The sequence below is a fragment of the Curtobacterium flaccumfaciens pv. betae genome, assembly GCF_026241855.1.
GTDB lineage: Bacteria > Actinomycetota > Actinomycetes > Actinomycetales > Microbacteriaceae > Curtobacterium > Curtobacterium flaccumfaciens.
The window spans coordinates 1,402,864-1,423,031 of sequence record NZ_JAPJDC010000001.1 but is presented as its reverse complement, the minus strand read 5'-3'; the positions used below and the strand labels follow the sequence as shown (position 1 = coordinate 1,423,031).

Genomic DNA, 20,168 nt, shown 5'->3' with positions numbered 1-20,168 from the left:
GCGCGCTCAGACGGCGCGGACGACCCCGCGGGACAGGATCGCGTTCGTCAGCGCGTCGATCGGCTCCCGCTGCACCGTCGGGTTGGCGATGAGGACGTAGTCCACCGCCGGCAGGTCCGGCAACCCGAGCCGCTGCGACACCTTCACCAGGTCGGCCGGGATCAGCGAGTGCGGGAACACCGCAACGCCGATGCCCGCGCGCACCGCGGCGAGCATGCCGTTGACGTCGCGGGTGTTGCAGGTGATCCGCCAGGTGCGGCCGGCGGCCTCGAGGGCGTCGATCGCCATCTGCCGGCTGATGCTCGGCGCCTGGTATGCGATGAGCGGGACGGGTTCGCCGGGTTCCAGGGCGATGCCGTCCTGCGCCATCCACACCATCTGGTCGGTGGCGACCCGGGTTCCCTCGGCGGACTCCCCCGCCGTCTGCTTGATGAACACCAGGTCGAGCTGGCCGGCGTGCACCCGGCGGAGCAGCGGTGACGACTGGTTCACCGTGAGCTCGAGGTTCACCTGCGGGTGCAGTCGTCGGAAGTCCCGCAGGATCCGCGGCAGCTGCGTGATGGCGAGGTCGTCCGCCGCCCCGAACCGCAGCCGTCCGCGGGTGGCTGCGCCCGAGAAGTAGGCGTCGGCGGTGGCGTGCGCGGCGAGGATCGTCCGCGCGAACCCGGCCATCGCGTCCCCGTTGTCGGTCAGGGCGACGCCGCGGGTGTCCCGGGCGACCAGGGTGCGCGCCACCGCGGTCTCCAGGCGCCGGACGTGCTGCGACACCGTGGGCTGGCTGATGCCGAGCCGGGTGCCGGCCTGCGTGAAGCTGCCGGTCTCCGCCACGGCCAGGAACGTCTGCAACAGGACCGGATCGAGCACGGGGCACCTCGTTCGTTCGCGCGGCCGTTCGAGCGCTCATTCGAGCGGTCATTCGCGCGGTCATTCGACATCGCAATGGAGTGATAGCCACCATAGGGGTATCGAATGGGCCGGTGCCACGTAGTTTCGTTGGGGTACCAGATCCACACCGACGTCCGGAGAACCCCGCACCGTGAGCGCGTCACCGACGACCCTCCCCCCGCCCACCGAACCGCTCCCGATCCAGGCCACGCGACCGCCGTGGCGCCACACGCTCATCGCCCTGTCCGTGCCGAACTTCCGGCTGTTCACGGCGACGAACCTGGTGGCGATGACCGCCGGCTGGATGCAGCGCATCGCCCAGGACTGGCTCGTGCTGCAGCTCACCGGGTCGGTCGCGCAGGTCGGCATCACGGTCGCCTGTCAGTTCGCACCGATGCTGCTGTTCGGGCTGCTCGGCGGCGTCCTGGTCGACCGGTTCTCGAAGCGCGCGCTCATGATGATCACGCAGGGAGCCTTCGCGGTGCTGTCCGCGCTGCTCGCCGTCCTGACGCTGGCCGGCGTCGTCGAGGCGTGGCACATCTGGGTGATCGCGTTCCTGGTCGGCATGGTCACCGTGATCGACAATCCGGCACGGCAGGTGTTCGTCACCGAGATCGTCGGGCACAAGCACCTGCGGAACGCCATCAGCGTGAACTCGTCGGTGTTCCAGCTGGGCGGCATGATCGGTCCGGCGCTGTCCGGGGCCCTGCTCGTCGCGGTCGGCGCGGGGTGGTCGTTCGGTGTGAACGCGATCGCCTGCGTCGCCGTCGTCGTGACGCTCGGGTTCCTGAAGGTCTCCGAACTGCACCGCACACCCCCGGCGCCCCGCGGCAAGGGGCAGCTCGTGGAGGGCCTCCGCTACGCCGTGCACAAGCCGACGATCATCGTGCCGGTGATCCTCGTCGCGTTCTTCTCGGTGTTCGCACTGACGATGCCCGTGCTGCTCTCCGCCTTCGCGTCACAGGTGTACGACGTCGGTGCCGGCGGTTACGGGGTCTTCAACTCCGCCGTGGCGATCGGTGCCCTGGTCGGCGCGCTGCTGTCCACCCGCCGGGCAGTCGTCCGGCTCCGCACCATCGTCGGCGGGGGGTTCTGGACGGGCGTGCTGCTCGTCGTCTCGGGGTCGATCCCGGCGATCGCACCGTTCACCGTCGCGCTCGTGGCGGTGGGGATGTCGCAGCTGCTGTTCCAGACCGCGTCGAACTCGCTCGTGCAGCTGTCGTCGAACGTGGCGATCCGCGGCCGGGTGATGTCGCTCTACGTCCTGGTGCTGCTCGGTGGGCAGGCGATCGGCGGGCCCCTGATGGGACAGATCGTCGACCACTACGGCGCGCACGTGGGGATGATGGTCGCCGGTGGCGTGCCGGCAGCAGCCGCCGCGGTGATCGCGCTCGTGCTCGCCCGCCGGGGCGGCCTGCACCTGGCGGTGCGCATGCGCCACCACCTGCCGGTGCCGGCGATCGTCGCCCACTAGCGGGGGCCCTGGCGGTGACCACCCGCCGGCCTGGAGGCCCGTGGCGGCCCCGCCCCGCGCCTCCCGTCCGCCCGTCGGTCGCGTCGGGCAGTCCGCAAAACACCGGTGTTCACGCTCGACGCCGCGGGATCCCGCGGTGCGTTGTGTGAACACCGGTGTCTTGCGAGGGGCAGTGCCTCAGTAGGCGACGCCGAACCGCGTCTGGTGGTGCGCCGGGGTGACGATCTCGTCGACGAACGCGATCGCGTAGTCGGCGCCGGAGATGTCCGAGTTGCCCTCGGCGTCGGCGAGCAGGACCTCGTCCGAGGCGCGGTAGGTGCCGCGACGCTCGCCCGGGTTGTAGCCGCCGAAGGCCGCGGCGGGGCTCACGTAGAACCAGTCGACCTGGGTGTCCGAGGCGCGCAGGGCGTCGAGGATCTGCGCGTGGCTCTTCGCCTCGCCCTTGAAGGCATCCGGGAAGCCGTCGGTGTCGAAGAGGCGGGGGCCGTCCTCGGACACGCGCATCGAACCGGCACCGCCGACGATGCCGAGACGCGCACCCGCTGCGGCGGCGGCGTCGACGAAGTGCTGGAACTTGTCCTTCAGCTCGCTGCCGTCCGCCTGCACGGCGTGGAGCGAGACGACGACGACGTCGGCACCCTTCGTGACCTCGGACACGAAGTCGGCGTCGAACGCGTCACCCTGCGCCAGGGTGAGGCCCTCGGCCGGCTCGAGCTTGCTCGTGTCGCGGGCGACCGCGGTGACGGTGATGCCGCGGGAGAGTGCCTCGTGGGTGATGGCGGAGCCGGCGTAGCCGGTGCCTCCGAAGACGACGATGTTGGTCATGGTGTTCCCTTCGTGGACGTGCTGGGCGTCAGTGACGTTGACAGTCACCGTACAAGAGTTACTCTCTTTGAGTAAGTAGGCACCTGGCGGTGCGTTACGGAGGACACGATGTCAGCACTCGAGTACAGCCCCTACGCGGCGGACTGCCCCAGTCGGCAGCTGCTCGACCGCATCGGCGACCGGTGGAGCGTGCTGACGATCGGCGCCCTCGCCGACGGTCCCGCACGGTACTCGGCGGTGGCGGCCCGGGTGCAGGGGGTCTCGCAGAAGATGCTCACCCAGACGCTGCGGGCCCTCGAACGCGACGGCATGGTGACGCGGACGGTGTTCCCCGAGATCCCGCCGCACGTGGAGTACGAACTGACCGAGCTCGGCCGGTCGCTGCGCACGGTGCTCGTGCCGCTGGAGGACTGGGCCACCTCGCACATGCCCGACGTCGCCGAGGCGCGCGAGGGGTACGACGCGCGCTAACTGCGACATGCATTGAACCGGGGCGCGCCGGCTTGGGACCTCTACGTCCGCTTCTTGCCCTTGTCGGACCTTTCCTTGCGCTCCTTCGGCTTCGAAGGCTTCCGTGGTCGATCATTCTTCACAAGCTCTAATGTTGCTGTTATACGTAGCATTTTGAATGCGCGGAGCACCCGCCAGAAAGTGATTTGCGAGAAGAACGGCAGCTGAATTTCTCCCTCCGACGGCTCCTGTCGAGAAACGACAACATACCGCACCACGATATTGGGGGTTTCGAGGAAGGAGGATATGTCCACAATCGGTGGCTCACTGCGGTCGGCAGCGGCGGCTTGGAGCCTGCCCGCGGCAGATTCTTCGGAGAGCAACAATTGCGCCGAGTTAAGGCCCTGATTGAACAAATGACTTAGATCTGAGGACCTTGTCGAGACCTTCACATGGTAGAGATTCACAGACCCATTCTCGATTCGAAGAAGGTCCGCGGGCTCCAATGCCGTTCGTCCCGGCCCAGCGATGTTCGTCATATCCAGATTGATGGTGCTTAAGCCATCTGCCACCCTCGAGTTGTATTCAGACTCTCGCGCATCATTGAAGGCTGGGAGTGAGCTAACTCGGATCGCCGTCCTTATCGCAGCGCGCATTTCATCGACAAATGTTTGACGGGCGGCGTACCAACTGCCGTCATGAAGAATGTACACGCTACCATTTGTGGACGTGTTCTCAACATTCAGACAGCGATAGAGCGCGTAGGACTTCCGGACACTACCATTCCCATCCGTCACCATGACCCGGATTCGACGGAGGTCCTCTGGACCTAGAGTCTTTACCTCGCCGGCTACCAGATGGGTCGTCAGGTCTGAGATGTTCAGCTCACCGTGGAGATCATTTGACCCTACTCCGGAGTATCTGAAGTACGCCTCCTCATTGTATTCCGTGACTTCAGGTAGCATCAGGAATGGAGCCGGGTTCTCCTTGAACAGATCAATGCCCTCGTCAAGCAGAGAAATCAGTCCTGGATCTCTCACCGGCTGCAAATTCTCGATATCCGGGAAGCTTGCGCGGTAATCGGTGCTCTCGTAAAGTTCAAGCAGCTTCATACAAAGACCGACGAGCCCCTCTGAACGAACAGACGTTCCTATGCGGAGATTTGTCGCACCCGTGACATGACGAACAAGATGTTCATACTCGGTTTTAGCTTTGCCGGTAATGCTCTTCATGACGGAACTATCCGAGTCGAAGTCAAAGAACGTGATAGCGGAGTCAGCCCCGGTCTGAGTTCGCTGCCTACGCCCGGCACCGGGCTCGCTAGTGTCGGTGCTCTTGAGTTTATCTGGATCGACGGCATTAAGGCTTACCTTCAATCCAAAGTCATACTCATACGAGTCGTCTCGCAGTTGTGCAGCGGTCTGCCCGAAAGTGAGCGCGAAAGTGCGTCCGGCACAAGGCAGAAATAGGATCGCCCCGAGATTTGCCGACTTCTGAGGATCCGGGAGACCGAAGTACCCCTGCCACCAAGGCGTGGAAGTATGGACTCCCGCCGTCCAAAGTTCGCTTTTGGGCGGAATCGCGTCCGCATTGGAGACGAGCGCCAGCCCATGCTTCTCATTCAACGAATTCTCGGACGAGTGGCCCGGCTTCAAAAGGTAGATCGACATGCTTCGTGCTGGCAACGCAGTTCCATTCGTTCGGGTTCGAGCCAGTATGTCGAGCTTTCTTCACGCGTCGCGCCCCCCGAACGGGGTCCATTTCGGCTAGCTAAGCGGTTCCGCCCCACACCCACATTCGGAATCCCCGACGGCGACGAGTGGTTGCCTGGGGACATGCGATCGATCGTCTACACGAAGCCCGGTGCCAGCAGCGTCCTCGAACTCGTCGAGCGGGAGATCCCGGAGCCCGGAGCCGGTGAGGTCCGCGTCCGCGTCGTCGTCTCCGGCGTCAACCCGACGGACTGGAAGGCCCGCGCCGGCGGGACCTACGGCGACGGGCTGCCGTTCCCCGAGATCACGCCGAACCAGGACGGCGCAGGAGTCGTCGACGCCGTCGGTGCCGGAGTCGACGGACTGGCCGTCGGCGACCGTGTCTGGCTGTTCATGGCGGCCGCCTCGCGGCCGACCGGCACCGCGCAGGAGTACACGGTCGTGCCCGAGTCGCGCGTGGTCCCGCTGCCCGACGGCGTCTCGTTCGACGTCGGCGCCTCGCTCGGCGTCCCTGCGATGACCGCGCACCGAGCGCTCACCACCCACGAGGACGGCCCCGCACGCCTGGGCCCCGGCGCCCTGGACGGCTTCACCGTGCTCGTCGCCGGCGGTGCCGGTGCCGTGGGGCACGCCGCGATCCAGCTCGCCCGCTGGGCCGGCGCGACCGTCATCACGACGATCAGCTCGGACGCGAAGGCAGCACTGGCGACTGCGGCCGGCGCCCACCACGTCGTGAACTACCGCGACGAGGACGCCGCCGAGCGCATCCGGTCGATCGCGCCGGACGGTGTCGACATCGTCGTCGAGGTGTCGATCCCACAGAACGCCGCGCTGGTCGCCGACGTGCTGGCGAACCACGGCGTCGTGTCGATCTACGCGAACAACGGCGGCGACGAGGCGAGCCTGCCGATCCGCCCGAACATGAGCGTGAACGCCCGCTACCAGTTCCTGCTGCTCTACACGATCGGCGACGAGGCACTGTCCGCGGCGGCCGAGGACCTCACCGAGGCGCTGCACGACGGTGTGCTTCCGGTCGGCGAGGACGCCGGTCTCCCGCTCACCCGGTTCGCGCTCGAGCAGACCGCCCAGGCGCACGACGCCGTCGAGCAGGACACGGTCGGCAAGGTGCTCATCGACGTGACCGAGTCGCGGTAGCCCCGACACCGGCTCCGGCTCGGGCGCGGGCTCGGCTCGGGCTCGCAGACGACGAACGGCTCCCACGCATGCGTGGGAGCCGTTCGTCGTGGACGATGCGGGAGGGGTCAGCGACCCAGACGCGCGGCGATGGCTGCGGTGACCCGGAGCCGGGCTGCAACGCGCTCGCGTTCGATGTTGGCGGCGATGACGTCGAGGTCTTCGTAGTCGGCGTCGGTGGTGGTGTCGTTCCAGTTCGGCGAAGAGATCCGGGCACGCCCGAACGACGGCGGAGCAGGGTTCACGGTCGTCATGGGGGCATCGTACGTCGAGCGTCCGACAGAGCGTGTGAGCATCACGGGCCTTTCCTTGGATTGCGGTCGCGCTCGGGGAACGAGTAGGTCAGCGAGAACGCGACGGCCATGAACGACGCCATCATCGCGATGTTCTTGGCGTCGAGTTCGGTGAAGGCGTCGGGGACCGGGGAGTCGACGGTGAGCATGCCGAACGAGTACTGGTCGGACCGGATCACCACCGAGACGTACGAGGTGTACCGCGGTTCGAAGCCCGGCAGGTCCTGGTCGACGTCCACGTCGGCCGAGCGGTCACCGACGATCCGGGGTGATCCCCCGACCAGCACCCACTCGAGGTTGCGGTCGCCGTAGGGCGTGCCCGCTCGGAAGACCCCGGCGGTGTCGCCGGCGCCACCGTGACCGATCGGCTCGAGCGCCCGCAGATCGGTGGACAGCTGGTACACGTTGGCGCGGACGTCGGGCACCTTCGGCAGCAGGTAGAACGCCAGGGCCACGGCGACGCGGTCGGCGACGACCGAGAGTTCGCCGTGGCGATCGGACCGGGGCAGCTCGGTGAACCGGACGAGCCGGGTGGCGATCTGGCCGAACGCGTACCGGACCGCCGTCGACTGCTCGAGCTCGGCCGCGGTGGCGTTGTCCTCGGCCACGGACCGTGCGGCGTCGCTGCGCCGGGTCCGGACGACCTGCACGGTCACGGCGCCCACGAGCACGACGAGCCCGAACGCGACGAGCGACAGTCGGACCGCCGGCGTGACGAACAGGTTCGGCAGCTGGAACGCCGCGGTGGGCGCAGCAGCCACCACGATCGGCCACACGACCGTACCGACCCGTCCTGAACGCTGGTTCCCCATGACCACGACGCTAGGTCACGCCACCGACGCGGACGGAGTTGTCCACAGGCGGGTTCTCCACAGGATCCATCGGCCTCCACCGGCCCGTCGCACGCAGCTGGTAAGCAGGACCCATGACCGACGTCAGCACGCCCGTTCCCGGATCCAGAGCCCTCGTCCTCGGTGGCGGAGGTGTCGCCGGCATCGCGTGGGAAGTCGGTGTCCTCGTCGCACTGCAGGAAGCCGGCGTCGACCTCGACGCCGCCGACCTCGTGGTCGGCACCAGCGCCGGCAGCGTCGTCGGCGCGTTCGTCCGGAACGGTGCCGTCCAGCAGGCCTACGACCAGCAGCACACCCCTGCGCCCACCACCTACGAAGAGCCGGCGCCCATCGACGTCGAAGCCGTGCAGCAGCACATCGGCGCAGCACTGCAGGGTGCGACCGGCGAGCAGGACGCCCGCGCTCGACTCGGCCAGGCCGCCCAGCAGGTCGTCGGCGGGCAGAGCGACGACGAGCGCACGGCGACCTTCGGCGAGACGCTCCCGTCCACCGAGTGGCCGGAGAAGCCGCTCGCCGTCACCGCGGTCGACGCCACCGACGGCACCTTCCGCCTGCTGACGGCGGCCGACGGTGTGCCGCTCCCCCGTGCGGTCGCGGCCAGCTGCTCGGTGCCCTTCGTCTGGACACCGGTTGCCGTCGGCGGCCGCCCGTACGTCGACGGTGGCGTCCGCTCGGGCACCAACGCCGACGCGGCCGCCGGGTACGAGCGGGTGCTCGTCATCGCCTGCGGCCCCGAGGGGCCGTCACCGTGCGGGCCCTGGCTCGACGTCGCCGTCGAGGCGCTGCGCGCCGGCGGCTCGTCGGTCGAGGTCGTCGTGGCGGACAGCGCGTCCCAGCAGGCCTTCGGCACGAACTCGCTCTCGCTCGCCACGCAGGCGCCGTCGGCCGAGGCCGGTCACGCCCAGGGCACCGCGGTCGCCGAGCAGGTCGCTGCCTTCTGGGCCGAGGACCTGGCGAGCGTGCACGCATGAGCACCCCGTTCTCCGACCTCGACCAGTACATCGCGCTCCCCCGCGTCGACGGCATCGACATCAGCCCCGACGGCACCCGCGTCGCGCTGACGGTCAGTGCGCTCGACCCGGACGCCACCGGGTACCGCCGATCGATCTGGCAGGTGCCCGCGACGCCGACCCCCGACACCGCCGCGCGCCCGGTCCGCCTGACACGCTCCGCCAAGGGCGAGGGCGGCATCGCCTTCACCCGCACCGGTGACCTGCTCTTCGTCTCCGCCCGGCCCGACGCCGACGCCACCGACCTCGAGGCAGCCCAGCTCTGGGTGCTGCCCGCGACCGGCGGCGAGGCCCGTCCGCTCACCCGCCTGGCCGGGGGCGTCGGTGGCGTCCTGGCCACCGCGGCATCGTCGGACCTCGTCGCGCTGACCGCCGACCTGCTGCCGGGGGCCGGCTCCGACCCGGCGACCGTGCTCGAAGCCGACGCGGAGCTCCGGAAGACCCGGAAGGACAAGCACGTCCGCGCGATCCTGCACGAGACCTACCCGGTCCGGTACTGGGACCACGACCTCGGCCCGGCACAGACGCACGTCCTGACCCTCGACACGGCGGGCATCGACACCGACAGCGACGGCGACGCCGCCGGCGTGAGCGCCGAACCCGTCCCGCCCGTCGACCGCACACCGGCCCCCGGCCGTTCGCTCGACCACGTCAGCGGAGCGCTCACGCCCGACGGCTCGGTCCTGTTGGCATCCGTCGGTGTCCGGGAGGCCCGTGGGGACCGCTCGACGCTCGTCACCATCGACCTGTCTAGCGGCCACCGCACAGTGCTGTTCGACGACGTCGACGTCGACCACGAGATGCCGGCGCTGAGCCACGACGGCCGGACGATCGCCTGGGTCCGCACCGTCCGCTCCACCCCGGCCGGCGCGAACCAGCAGGAGGTCTGGGTCGCCGGCATCGACGGCTCCGACGCCCGCCGCGTCGCGACCGACTGGGACCGCTGGCCGAGCGAGCTCGTGTTCGAACATGGTGACCGCGCGCTCCTGGCGGTCGCCGACCAGGACGGCCGCGCGCCGGTCTTCCGCATCCCCCTCGACGGCGGAGCCGTCGAGCAGCTGACGCACGACGACTGGGCGTACTCGAGCCTGCGCGTGGCGGCGGCGACGGGCGTGGTCGTGGCGCTCCGGGCCTCCTGGGCGGCCCCGCTGCACCCGGTGCGGATCGCGACGGACGGCACGGTGACCCCGTTGGGGACGCCGGCGTCCCTGCCGGACCTGCCCGCGCACCTGGAAGAGGTCGAGACGACCGCCGCCGACGGCGCCCGCGTGCGCGGCTGGCTCGTCGTGCCCGAGGGCGACGGGCCGCACCCGCTCGTCCTGTGGATCCACGGCGGACCGCTCAACTCGTGGAACCAGTGGTCCTGGCGTTGGAACCCGATGCTGCTCGCAGCCCGGGGCTACGCCGTGCTGCTGCCAGACCCCGCGCTCTCGACCGGTTACGGACTCGACTTCGTGAACCGCGGCTGGAACGCCTGGGGGCAGGCGCCGTACACCGACCTGATGGCGATCACCGACGTGGTCGAGGCGCGGGCGGACATCGACGCAACCCGGACCGCAGCGATGGGCGGGTCGTTCGGCGGGTACATGGCGAACTGGGTCGCCGGGCACACCGACCGGTTCCGCGCGATCGTCACCCACGCGAGCCTGTGGGCGCTCGACCAGTTCAACGGCACGACGGACTCGTCGCAGTACTGGTCGTCGATCTTCGACGCCGACGGGATCGCGGCGAACGACCCGCACCGGTTCGTGGCCGAGATCACGTCGCCGATGCTCGTGATCCACGGCGACAAGGACTACCGGGTGCCGATCGGCGAGGGGCTGCGGCTCTGGTCCGAGCTCGCGGAGCACCACGCGGCACCGGACGGCTCGATGCCGCACCGGTTCCTGTACTTCCCGGACGAGAACCACTGGGTCCTCGCTCCGCAGCACGCCGTGGTCTGGTACGAGACGGTGTTCGCGTTCCTCGGGCAGCACGTGCTCGACCAGGAGTGGGAGCGGCCGGCCCTGCTCGGGTAGCGCTCGCGCCCGGCGAGCGGGCGTGAGCCGGGCGGGCCGCTAGACGAACGCGGCCTGCCCGGTGATCGCCCGGCCGACGATCAGGGTGTTGACCTCGCGCGTGCCCTCGTACGAGTAGATCGCCTCGGCATCGGCGAAGAACCGGGCAACGCCCTTGTCGAGCACGATGCCGTTGCCGCCCTGCACCTCGCGGCACCAGGCGACGGTCTCCCGCATCTTCGCGGTCGCGAACGCCTTGGCCATCGCGGAGTGCTCGTCGCCACCGACCCCGGCGTCCTGCATGGCCGAGGCCTGCGTGCACAGTGCGATCGAGGCCGTGATGTTCGACAGCGACTTGACGAGCAGGTCCTGCACGAGCTGGTGCGCAGCGATCGGCTTGCCGAACTGGATCCGCTCGCGGGCGTAGGCCAGCGCAGCCTCGTACGCCCCGACCGCGATGCCGACGGCCTGCCAGGCGACCTCGGTGCGGGTCAGCCGGAGCACCTCGGCGGTCGAGCGGAACGAGGTGGCGTTCTGCAGCCGACGCGATTCGGGCACCCGGACGTCCTGCATGACGATGTCGGCGTTCTGCACGCCGCGCAGGGCGATCTTGTCCTCGATCTTGGTCGCGGTGAAGCCCGCGGTGTCGGTGGTGACGAGGAAGCCCTTGACCTGACCGTCGGCGACGTCCTTCGCCCAGATCACGACGACGTCGGCGAAGGTGGCGTTGCCGATCCAGCGCTTCTCGCCGTCGAGCACCCACTCGTCGCCCTCGCGCCGGGCGGTGGTGCGGAGACCCTTCGCCGAGTCGCTGCCCGAGTACGGCTCGGTGAGCCCGAACGCCCCGACGATCTCGCCCGTGGCCATCCGGGGCAGCCACTCGCGCTGCTGTTCGTCGCTGCCGGCGACCGCGATCGAGTTCATCGCCAGGCCGGACTGCACGCCGATGAAGGTGGCGACGCTCGCGTCCACGCGTCCGAGTTCGAGGGCCGCCCAGCCGCGGTACACGGCGGAGTTCTCGAACTGCCGCACGAGCGGGACGCCGGGCCCGTACATGCCGAGCTCGGCGAGGGGCGCGATCACCTGCATCGGGAACTCGGCGCGCGCCCAGTTCGCGTCGGCGATGGGCGCGACCTCGCTCTCGAGGTACTGCCGGAGGTGCCCGAGCGACGCGCGCTCCTGCTCGGTGAGCTGTTGCTGGAAGCCGTAGAAGTCCGATTCGAGCAGGGGCGTCGCGGGCATCGTCGTTGACATGGGAACCACGATGCATCATTCTCGGAAACGTTGCAAGAGAGGATCGCGTGTACACATCGGATTCAGCGCTGCGCGCCTTCCGGGAGGCCCGTCACACCTTCATCGCCGGCTCACGGATCGACATGGGGGCGTTGGCTGCCGCACTCGGCGTCGACCGCACGTCGCTGTTCCGGTGGGTCGGCAACCGTGACCGGTTGCTGTCCGAGATCCTGTGGTCCCTCGCAGTCCCGACCCTCGACGGGGCGACCCATGCCGCCGACGAGATCGGGGCGACCGGAGCAGCCCGGCTCGTCGTCGTGCTCGACCGGTTCACCGCCGACCTGATCGACGCCCCGTACTTCCGGGCGTTCCTGACCCGCGAACCCGCTCGGGCGATGCGTCTGCTCACCACCTCGGACAGCGACGTGCAGAGCCGGTTCGTCGCCCGGGTGACCGCACTCATCGAGCAGCAGGAGTCGTCCGGTACGTTCGATCCGGCACCGTTGTCGGCTGAGGAGCTCGCACGGCTGCTCGTCCGGATCTCAGAGTCGTTCACCTACGCCGAGTTCATCTCCGGTGAGACCCCTGATCCCGACCGGGCACGTGCGGCGTTCGAGTACGTCCTGCGGCCCGACGCGGTGCACGCCACACCCGCACCACCGATCGGAGACCGATGACCATCGACGAGTACCCGTTCCGCCGGACCTACCCCACCAGGTGGAACGACAACGACATGTTCGGGCACGTCAACAACACGATCTACTACTCGGCGATGGACAACGCGTCGACGTACTGGTTCCGCGAGGTCGCCGGGCTCGACCCGTTCTCGTCGGAGTGGATCGCCGTGCTGGTGTCGTCGAGCTGCCGGTTCGTCGAGTCCGCCGTCTGGCCGGACGTCATCGAGGTCGGGATGCGCTCGAAGCACCTCGGCAACACGAGCCTGTCGTGGGAGTTCGGCCTGTTCCGGCAGTCCGACGGCGCCCTGCTCGCCACGGGTGAGTTCGTGCACGTCATCATCGACCGCGAGGGTGCCCGCCGTCCGATCCCGCTGCCCGCCGAACTCCGCGAGCTCGTGACCGGCTCGATGGTCGTGCAGTAGCCCGCCGTCGCCGACTGACCGGCCGCGCGGCGCACGTCCCGCCCGGACCCCCGCGCACGTCCCGCCCGGAGCCCCGCGCACAACGAAAGTGCTCCAGAACCGCGCATTCGCATGGTTCGGGAGCACTTTGGTTGCACCGATCGGATCGGCACCGGGGCCCGGCCGAGGGCGCAGACTGCTCAGGACTTGAGGGCTGCGAGCTCGAGGTTGATGTCGTCGGGGTCCTGCACGGACAGGATCACCATGCCGGCGTCGCCGAGGTCGGTGACCTCGCCGTGCTCGACACCCGCGGCATCGAGTCGGGCGGCCGCCTCGTGCAGCTCGTCGACCGAACCCACGACGAAGCTCACGTGGTCGAGGCCGACGGTGTCCGGGTCGAACGTCTGCCCTGCGGGAGCGACCGGACGGAGCCCGAACACCTGGTCACCGAGCCGGAACACCGATCCGCCGTAGAAACGCTCGCGATCCTCGCGGACACCCGGCTCGTCGACCTGGTCGCTGAAGTCGATCGCCGGATCCGTGCCGAGCAGCAGCTGGTAGAAGGCCTTGCTCCGGTGGATGTCGGTCACGGTGACACGGACGTGGGCCAGGGCGGTCGGGCGTGCGAACGGCTCGGTCATGGTGGAGCTCCTCAGGGTTGCGCGCCGTGGTTGCGACGCGCACCCGAGGCAACGCTCGGTCCCTCCGAAGCACCCGAGGCCGTGCGGCGACCGGACAGCCCCGGACACGACGTTCCGCACGCCGCACAACCGAAGTGCCCCCGAACCACGCGATCGCGTGGTTCGGGGGCACTTCGGTTGTGCAAGCGGCGCTGGACCCGAACGCCAGCGCCGCAGTCCGGGGTCAGATTAGGTCGTCGGTCAGGTGGTTCGGCGTGCCGAAGCGGTGCGCCGTGATGGACACCGCCTGCTCGCGGACAAACGGCAGGATCTCGAGCCGCCCGGCCTCGGTCACCGGGCCGCCGTACACCGCGACGTCCGGACGACCACCGACGGCCGAGTACAGCGCCGAGGTGTCCCCACCGATGAGCCGCACCCGGGTCGACGGCCCTGAGGCGACCGAACTGGCGAAGGCCTCGTCGGACACCGTCTGCGACAGGGAGCGGACGATCGGCAGCGAACGGATCGCCGCGGCGACGGACGACGGCAGCGTCGCGGCCGTGGAGACCTCGATCGTCGTGCCGGCACGGAGCGCAGCGGCGACGACGCGGACGAGCTCGACCACCGAGGCGTCGGGGTCCGTGTCCGAGCCGGCACCCGCGGCCAGGCGCACCTGCACCGCCGGGAACGGCAGGTACCGGGCGATGTTCCGCTCGGCGGAGAGCGCCGACACGTCGGTCGCGGTGCCGAACAGCGTCGCCCACGCCTGCTCGTCGGACGCGAGCGAACGGTCCAGCACCGGCGAGGACACCTCGGCCGCCCGGACGAACGCCGAGACCGGACCCGACACGGCGACACCGGACGCAGCGACCGCCGGTGCGGGCGTCCACGACCCGAGCCCGAGCAGGTAGTTCAGCCCACCGGCCTTCGTGCCGGCACCCACGGCCGACTTCTTCCACCCGCCGAACGGCTGACGCCGGACGATGGCACCCGTGATGCCGCGGTTGACGTAGAGGTTGCCTGCCTGGATCCGCGACAGCCACGTGCCGATCTCACCCGGGTCGAGCGAGTGCAGGCCCGAGGTCAGGCCGTAGTCGACCTCGTTCACGATGTCGATCGCCTCGTCGAGGGAGTCGGCGGTCATCATGCCGAGGATCGGGCCGAAGTACTCGGTGCGGTGGAACTCCGAACCACGGCGCACGCCCTGTCGGACACCCGGGCTCCAGAGCTTGCCGGTCTCGTCGAGCTGCTTCGGCTCGACGGCCCAGGACTCCCCCGCGCCGAGCTTCGTCAGCCCGTCGAGCAGCTTGCCTGAGGCCGGCTCGATGACCGGGCCCATCTGGGTAGCGGCGTCGGTCGGGTACCCCACGGTGAGCGAGGACACCGCGTCGAGCAGCTGGTTGCGGAAGCGCTTCGACTTGGCGACCGAGCCGACCATGACCACGAGGGACGCGGCCGAGCACTTCTGGCCGGCGTGCCCGAACGCGGACGCGACGACGTCCTTCACGGCGAGGTCGAGGTCGGACGACGGCGTGACGATCACGGCGTTCTTGCCCGAGGTCTCGGCGAGCAGCGGCAGGTCGGGGCGGAACGAACGGAACAGCTCGGCCGTCTCGTAGGCACCGGTGAGGATGACCTGGTCGACCATCGGTGACGCGATGAGCTGCTGCCCGAGGTCCTTCTCCGACACCTGCAGGAACGCGAGCACGTCGGCCGGAGCCCCGTGGGCGTCGAGCGCGGTCTCGATGATCGAGGCGAGCACGGCCCCGGAGCGCTCGGCGGGCGGCGCGGGCTTCAGCACGACCGCAGACCCGGCCGCCAGCGCAGCGAGGGTCGATCCGGCGGGGATCGCGACCGGGAAGTTCCACGGCGGCGCGACCAGGGTCAGCGCCGCGGGCGTGAAGGTCGCACCGTCGACGTCGTCGAGCGAGGACGCCAGGGTGCCGTAGAAGTGCGCGAAGTCGATCGCCTCGGACACCTCGGGGTCGGCTTGGTCGATGGTCTTGCCGGTCTCGGACGCCATGACCTCGATGAGGGCGGCGCGGTTCGCCTCGAGTGCGTCGCCGACGGCGTGCAGCACGGCGCCACGTGCACCACCGGACCAGGTCCCCCAGACCGCACCCGCGGCCTTGGCGCGACCGAGCGCGGTGTCGAGCGCCGTGGCGGAGTCGACCCGGGCCTCCTGGACGGCACGGACGCCGAGCGTCGACGAGGCGACGCGTGCGGTGATGGCGTCGCCCCAGGCGCGGACGGCGCCGACCGAGGGGTCGCTGTCCGGGGTGTTCTCGAAGTGACCGGGACCGGGGCGGCCGACGGCGGCGTAGCGGTCGGCAACACGGTGTGATGCCGGTGCTGCGAGCCCCTCGGGCGTCGCGAGCGGCACGAGGGACGCGCGGAAGCGCTCCTCTTCGCGGGCGAACAGCGGCGGCGAGGACACCAGCGAGAAGACCGCGGACATGAAGTTGTCCTGCGACGCGCCCTCCTCCAGACGGCGGATCAGGTAGGCGATCGCGACGTCGAACTCGCCCGGGTGGACGACCGGCGTGTAGAGCAGCAGCGAACCGACGGTGTTCTTCACGGCCGACGCCTGCCCCTGCGCCATGCCGAGCAGCATCTCGAACTCGATGCCGTCCCGCACGCCGCGTTCGCCGGCGAGCAGCCAGGCGTGCGCGACGTCGAACAGGTTGTGCCCGGCGACACCGACGCGGACGTTCTCGACGCGCGATGGGGTGAGCGCCCAGTCGAGCACACGCTTGTAGTTGGTGTCCGAGTCCTGCTTGGTGTGCCAGGTGGCGAGCGGCCAGCCGTGCACCGAGGCCTCGACCTGCTCCATCGGCAGGTTCGCGCCCTTGACCAGACGGACCTTGATGCCCGCGCCACCACGAGCGCGGCGGGCGGCGGACCACTCCTGCAGCTCCTGCATCGCGGCGAGCGCGTCGGGCAGGTACGCCTGCAGCACGATGCCGGCTTCGAGGCCGAGGAACTCGGGCTCGTCGAGGAGCTTCGTGAAGACCGCGATGGTGAGGTCGAGGTCCTTGTACTCCTCCATGTCGAGGTTGATGAACTTGGCCGGGCTGGCGGCTGCGGCGCGCTGGAAGAGCGGTCGGAGCTGCTCGACGATGTCGTCCACCGCGTGGTCGAACGCCCACGGCGAGTGCGGGTGCACCGTCGAGGACACCTTGATGGACACGTAGTCGACGTCGTCGCGGGCCAGGAGCTTGTGCGTGCCCTCGAGACGGCGGGCGGCTTCGCGCTCGCCCAGCACGGCCTCGCCGAGCAGGTTGACGTTGAGGCGGACGCCGTCGCGCTTGATGCCGGCGATGGCCGGGCCGAGCTTGGAGTCGGTGGCGTCGACGATGAGGTGGCCGACCATGTTGCGGAGGACCCGACGGGCGATGGGGACGACGACGTTCGGCAGCACCGGGGCCATGCCGCCGCCGAGCCGGACGAGTCCGCGGAGCGCGGCCGGCAGGAACCCGGGGGCGTCCGGGGCGATCTGGCGGAGCTTGCGGGCGGCGACTGCGAGGTCCTCCGGTCGCACGACCCCGTCGACGAACCCGACGGCGAAGTCGAGGCCGGCGGGGTCGGCGAGCACGCCGGCGAGCTGCTTCGCGGAGCCGTCGACCGGGTACGACTCGGCCTCGGCGAGCCACTGTCGGACGAGCGCGACGGACTGGTCCGCCAGGGCGTCGTGGTCGATGGCGGAGTCCTCGTGCAGCGTCGTCATGGGTTCAGTGTGGAGGTCCGGGATGCGGTAGCGGAAGTGAGCGTTCCTGATGGATACCGTTCAGTTGCGCTACCGTTCCGGTCGTGACCCGGCTAGCGTCGGACCATGCTCGACGTCCGCCGTCTCGTGCTCCTCCGTGAGCTGTCCATCCGCGGCACGATCGCGGCCGTCGCCGAGGCGGTGAACTTCACTCCGTCGGCGGTCTCGCAGCAGCTGAGTGCCCTGGAGCGGGAGGCCGGCGTGCAGCTCCTCCGCAAGGCCGGTCGACGACTCCAGCTCACCCCGCAGGCCGAGGTGCTGGTGGCCGCGGCGGGCCAGGTGCTCGACGTCCTCGAGCACGCGCAGTCCCAGGTGGAGGAGACCCTGTCGTCCGTGCAGGGCCGGGTGCGGGTCGCCGTGTTCCAGTCGGCGGCCCTCGCCCTGATGCCGAGCGCCCTGCACGAGATGGCCACGGAACACCCCGACGTCCGGGTCGAGATGGTGCAGCGCGAACCGGAGACCGCGCTGAACGAGACGTGGGCTCGCGACTTCGACATGGTCATCGCCGAGCAGTACCCAGCCCATGCCGCTCCGCACCTGCCCGGGCTCGACCGGTCCGACCTGACGACGGACGCGGTCCGGCTGGCCTTGCCCCCGCGCGACACGGCGCTGCGCCCGGTGTCGTCACTCGAGGACGCCCGCACCATGCCCTGGGTGATGGAGCCCCGCGGGACCGCGTCGCGGCACTTCGCCGAGCAGGTCTGCCGGCGCTGGGGTTTCGAGCCCGACGTCCGGTACGAGACGCCGACCTGCAGACGCAGATCCGCCTGGTCGAGTCGGGCAACGCCGTCAGCCTGATGCCCGACCTGATGTGGACCGGTCGGACGACGACCTGCCGGCTGCTCGAGCTGCCCGAGCGGCCGCGGCGGACGATCTTCACGGTGGTCCGCGCCGCTGGCGCATCGTCGCCAGCCGTGCGCGCACTCCGCTCCGCGCTCGAACGCGCCGCGTCCGTCGTCGGAGCGTGACAGGGCGGTCTGGAGGCGCGGCGCGGGTCCGGCACGACGGCTGCGGACCTCCGTGCCATCGTGATCGTTCCGTGATCGAGCGATCGTCAGGACTGGTCAGCGGGCGACATTCCCTGAGGAGAGGACGCTGATCCGGCGTCCCACCCAGGCATCCGAGGGGGATCCCGTGAACCAGTCCTGCAAGTACACCTTCCGCCGCAGCGCGGCGATCGGAGCGGCGATCGCGATCGTCACCGCTTCATCGGCGTTCGGCATCGGGGCGAGCGCCGCCTCCGCAGCGACCGACGAGACGGCTGCACCGAGTAGCACCGCGACGTCGGCTCCGCAGGACGCGACCACCGCGACCACCGCGACCGCCGCAGCCGACACCACGGCGGCTGACACCGGCACCGACACCGCTCCCGACACCGCGCAGGCCACACCGGACGGCGAGACCGCCGACCCGGCACCGGCGCCGGCACCGGCACCGGCACCGGCCGACGAGACGGCGACGCCGGACACCACCCCGGCCGCGACCACGCCGCCCGCCGCGAGCACCGCGCCGACGACCCCCGCCGCCGCCGAACAGCCCGCCCCCGAGGCATCGACGCCCGTCACCTGGGCGGAACCGTCGACCGAGGACGCGCCGATCGTCCTCACCGCGACCGCCGGTCAGCCGTTCTCGCACACCTTCACCGCCCAGGGCGGTGACGGCCCGCTGGAGTACCTGTTCAACCCGCTGAACTTCTACCCGAACAACGACGTCAACGGCTGGTCCTGGAACGAGCAGACCGGCGTCCTGAGCGCCACCCCGAAGAGCACCTTCGACGGGCCCGCACTGTTCGCGGTCACCGCGACCGACCTGCACCGGAGCGCCGTGCAGTACGTCCAGGTCGACATCGAACCCGGCGCCCCGGTGGGTGTCACGTTCGGCGTCGACAGCTCGGACTCCGACGTCAGTTGGCAGGTCGACGCCGACGGGACGATCCGGGAGTACGCGCCGGGTGGCACCGGTGAGACCGTGGTGTCGGAGGTCCCCGCCACCGTCGGCTCCTCGATGACCCTCGCGGGCCTGGCCGTCGATGCGCTGGGCAACCGCACCACCCCGGGCGACGAGTACCCGCGCTCGACCGTCACGAGCACCACCGCGTCCGACGGCGTGGTCTGGGACCCGAAGTGGTCGGCGAACACGGTGACGTTCTCGGAGCCGGGCACCCGCACGCTGACGGTGTCCGAGGGCGGCGTCTCGACCTCGTTCACGGTCCGCGTCTCCGAGGCCCCCGCTGCCGTCGCCGGCATCACCATCGGGGTGCTCCCCGCGGACGGGACGTCCGGCGACCGGTGGGGCGTCGAGGGCGACGTGATCACCTACTACCCGGCGGACCGCGACCCGCAGCAGGTCGACGCGATCCCGGCCCGACAGGGTGACCGGGTGCAGATCCGCGCCCTGGCCGTGGACGCCGACGGACAGCCGGTCGGTGACCACACCGACCTCACCTTCACGAGCGACGTGGCCAGTGACCGCATCGAGTACGACCCCGAGGCTGCGGCCACGTGGGTGACCTTCGAGCACGCCTCGCCGCACACGATCACCGTCGCGTCCGGAGACGTGACGAGCACCATCCGCTTCGAGGTGCAGCCGACGGCGACGACCACGGTCACGACCACCCGCACGCCGACCGCGTCGGGCACCCTCGCGTACACCGGTGCCGACGAGTCCGGCCCGCTCGCGTGGGCCCTCGGTCTCCTGGCATCGGGCGCCGGCCTGCTGGTGTGGCGCCTGCGTCGCCGACTCGGCTGAGGCACGTCACAGCGACCGTCTGACGGACCGGA

General features: G+C 70.0%; 16 protein-coding genes and 1 pseudogene. 9 read left to right on the top strand and 8 right to left on the bottom strand.

The genetic code is table 11. From position 1 onward, the window contains the following. Positions 1-6: 6 nt before the first annotated feature. Positions 7-864, bottom strand: coding sequence for a LysR substrate-binding domain-containing protein (locus tag ORG17_RS06705; protein WP_214526380.1), 858 nt, complete (start codon positions 862-864; stop codon positions 7-9). A gap of 172 nt (positions 865-1,036) precedes the next feature. On the opposite strand from ORG17_RS06705, the gene ORG17_RS06700 reads away from it, so the two are divergent. Beyond that, positions 1,037-2,359 carry an MFS transporter gene (locus ORG17_RS06700; RefSeq protein WP_214526381.1) on the top strand — a complete coding sequence of 441 codons (1,323 nt, stop codon included), beginning with the start codon at positions 1,037-1,039 and terminating at the stop codon, positions 2,357-2,359. 177 nt (positions 2,360-2,536) lie between these two features. Here the strand turns inward: ORG17_RS06700 and ORG17_RS06695 are convergent, their stop codons facing one another. Next, the gene (locus ORG17_RS06695; protein ID WP_111058181.1) at positions 2,537-3,184 is read right to left on the bottom strand and encodes an NAD(P)-dependent oxidoreductase; all 648 of its coding nucleotides are present in this window, start codon (positions 3,182-3,184) and stop codon (positions 2,537-2,539) included. Positions 3,185-3,292: 108 nt separating this feature from the next. Between ORG17_RS06695 and ORG17_RS06690 the strand changes: the two genes are divergently transcribed. Further along, positions 3,293-3,655 (top strand): winged helix-turn-helix transcriptional regulator, encoded by a 363-nt coding sequence (locus ORG17_RS06690; protein ID WP_071247254.1) that lies wholly within the window; start codon positions 3,293-3,295, stop codon positions 3,653-3,655. A gap of 41 nt (positions 3,656-3,696) precedes the next feature. On the opposite strand, the gene ORG17_RS06685 is transcribed toward ORG17_RS06690, so the two are convergent. Next, complete coding sequence (locus ORG17_RS06685) at positions 3,697-5,304, bottom strand: DUF6119 family protein (RefSeq protein ID WP_214526383.1); 1,608 nt, start codon at positions 5,302-5,304, stop codon at positions 3,697-3,699. 165 nt (positions 5,305-5,469) lie between these two features. Between ORG17_RS06685 and ORG17_RS06680 the strand changes: the two genes are divergently transcribed. Then, positions 5,470-6,501, top strand: a complete 1,032-nt coding sequence (locus tag ORG17_RS06680) for an NADPH:quinone reductase (RefSeq protein ID WP_214526384.1) — start codon at positions 5,470-5,472, stop codon at positions 6,499-6,501. 107 nt (positions 6,502-6,608) lie between these two features. On the opposite strand, the gene ORG17_RS06675 is transcribed toward ORG17_RS06680, so the two are convergent. After that, on the bottom strand, positions 6,609-6,794 hold the full coding sequence (locus ORG17_RS06675) for a hypothetical protein (RefSeq protein WP_027465208.1): 186 nt from the start codon (positions 6,792-6,794) through the stop codon (positions 6,609-6,611). 41 nt (positions 6,795-6,835) lie between these two features. After that, positions 6,836-7,645, bottom strand: coding sequence for a GAF domain-containing protein (locus ORG17_RS06670; RefSeq protein WP_071247251.1), 810 nt, complete (start codon positions 7,643-7,645; stop codon positions 6,836-6,838). A 113-nt stretch (positions 7,646-7,758) separates the two neighbouring features. Between ORG17_RS06670 and ORG17_RS06665 the strand changes: the two genes are divergently transcribed. Continuing rightward, entirely contained in the window at positions 7,759-8,655 is an 897-nt protein-coding gene (locus tag ORG17_RS06665) for a patatin-like phospholipase family protein (RefSeq protein WP_214526385.1), read from the top strand. Further along, the gene (locus ORG17_RS06660; protein WP_214526386.1) at positions 8,652-10,712 is read left to right on the top strand and encodes a S9 family peptidase; all 2,061 of its coding nucleotides are present in this window, start codon (positions 8,652-8,654) and stop codon (positions 10,710-10,712) included. Before ORG17_RS06665 ends, ORG17_RS06660 begins: the two co-directional genes overlap by 4 nt. Before the next feature lie 39 nt (positions 10,713-10,751). Here ORG17_RS06660 and ORG17_RS06655 read toward each other — a convergent pair whose 3' ends face one another. Then, positions 10,752-11,933 (bottom strand): acyl-CoA dehydrogenase family protein, encoded by a 1,182-nt coding sequence (locus ORG17_RS06655; RefSeq protein WP_214526410.1) that lies wholly within the window; start codon positions 11,931-11,933, stop codon positions 10,752-10,754. 59 nt (positions 11,934-11,992) lie between these two features. On the opposite strand from ORG17_RS06655, the gene ORG17_RS06650 reads away from it, so the two are divergent. Further along, a complete protein-coding gene (locus ORG17_RS06650; RefSeq protein ID WP_071247243.1) occupies positions 11,993-12,601 on the top strand; it encodes a QsdR family transcriptional regulator in 609 nt (202 codons plus the stop codon). Next, on the top strand, positions 12,598-13,023 hold the full coding sequence (locus ORG17_RS06645) for an acyl-CoA thioesterase (protein ID WP_214526387.1): 426 nt from the start codon (positions 12,598-12,600) through the stop codon (positions 13,021-13,023). The genes ORG17_RS06650 and ORG17_RS06645 overlap by 4 nt, the downstream gene beginning before the upstream one ends. Before the next feature lie 179 nt (positions 13,024-13,202). Here ORG17_RS06645 and ORG17_RS06640 read toward each other — a convergent pair whose 3' ends face one another. Continuing rightward, positions 13,203-13,643 carry a VOC family protein gene (locus tag ORG17_RS06640; protein ID WP_027465202.1) on the bottom strand — a complete coding sequence of 147 codons (441 nt, stop codon included), beginning with the start codon at positions 13,641-13,643 and terminating at the stop codon, positions 13,203-13,205. 223 nt (positions 13,644-13,866) lie between these two features. Next, the gene (locus tag ORG17_RS06635) at positions 13,867-17,349 is read right to left on the bottom strand and encodes a proline dehydrogenase family protein (protein WP_214526388.1); all 3,483 of its coding nucleotides are present in this window, start codon (positions 17,347-17,349) and stop codon (positions 13,867-13,869) included. 105 nt (positions 17,350-17,454) lie between these two features. On the opposite strand from ORG17_RS06635, the pseudogene ORG17_RS06630 reads away from it, so the two are divergent. Together ORG17_RS06630 and ORG17_RS06625 are read left to right on the top strand one after the other, a co-directional pair. Next, positions 17,455-18,356 (top strand): annotated as a pseudogene (locus ORG17_RS06630) (LysR substrate-binding domain-containing protein). A gap of 166 nt (positions 18,357-18,522) precedes the next feature. Further along, positions 18,523-20,136: a hypothetical protein gene (locus tag ORG17_RS06625; RefSeq protein WP_214526389.1), complete on the top strand. Its 1,614-nt coding sequence runs from the start codon at positions 18,523-18,525 to the stop codon at positions 20,134-20,136. The last annotated feature ends 32 nt before the right edge of the window (positions 20,137-20,168 follow it).

What these genes read in the sequence shown, in the direction of transcription:
- ORG17_RS06675 (WP_027465208.1), bottom strand. Translation starts at nt 6,794, where the DNA reads ATGACGACCGTGAACCCTGCTCCGCCGTCGTTCGGGCGTGCCCGGATC.
- ORG17_RS06670 (WP_071247251.1), bottom strand. Translation starts at nt 7,645, where the DNA reads ATGGGGAACCAGCGTTCAGGACGGGTCGGTACGGTCGTGTGGCCGATC.
- ORG17_RS06645 (WP_214526387.1), top strand. Translation starts at nt 12,598, where the DNA reads ATGACCATCGACGAGTACCCGTTCCGCCGGACCTACCCCACCAGGTGG.
- ORG17_RS06640 (WP_027465202.1), bottom strand. Translation starts at nt 13,643, where the DNA reads ATGACCGAGCCGTTCGCACGCCCGACCGCCCTGGCCCACGTCCGTGTC.
- ORG17_RS06635 (WP_214526388.1), bottom strand. Translation starts at nt 17,349, where the DNA reads ATGACGACGCTGCACGAGGACTCCGCCATCGACCACGACGCCCTGGCG.
- ORG17_RS06695 (WP_111058181.1), bottom strand. Translation starts at nt 3,184, where the DNA reads ATGACCAACATCGTCGTCTTCGGAGGCACCGGCTACGCCGGCTCCGCC.
- ORG17_RS06660 (WP_214526386.1), top strand. Translation starts at nt 8,652, where the DNA reads ATGAGCACCCCGTTCTCCGACCTCGACCAGTACATCGCGCTCCCCCGC.
- ORG17_RS06690 (WP_071247254.1), top strand. Translation starts at nt 3,293, where the DNA reads ATGTCAGCACTCGAGTACAGCCCCTACGCGGCGGACTGCCCCAGTCGG.
- ORG17_RS06655 (WP_214526410.1), bottom strand. Translation starts at nt 11,933, where the DNA reads ATGCCCGCGACGCCCCTGCTCGAATCGGACTTCTACGGCTTCCAGCAA.
- ORG17_RS06680 (WP_214526384.1), top strand. Translation starts at nt 5,470, where the DNA reads ATGCGATCGATCGTCTACACGAAGCCCGGTGCCAGCAGCGTCCTCGAA.
- ORG17_RS06665 (WP_214526385.1), top strand. Translation starts at nt 7,759, where the DNA reads ATGACCGACGTCAGCACGCCCGTTCCCGGATCCAGAGCCCTCGTCCTC.
- ORG17_RS06685 (WP_214526383.1), bottom strand. Translation starts at nt 5,304, where the DNA reads ATGTCGATCTACCTTTTGAAGCCGGGCCACTCGTCCGAGAATTCGTTG.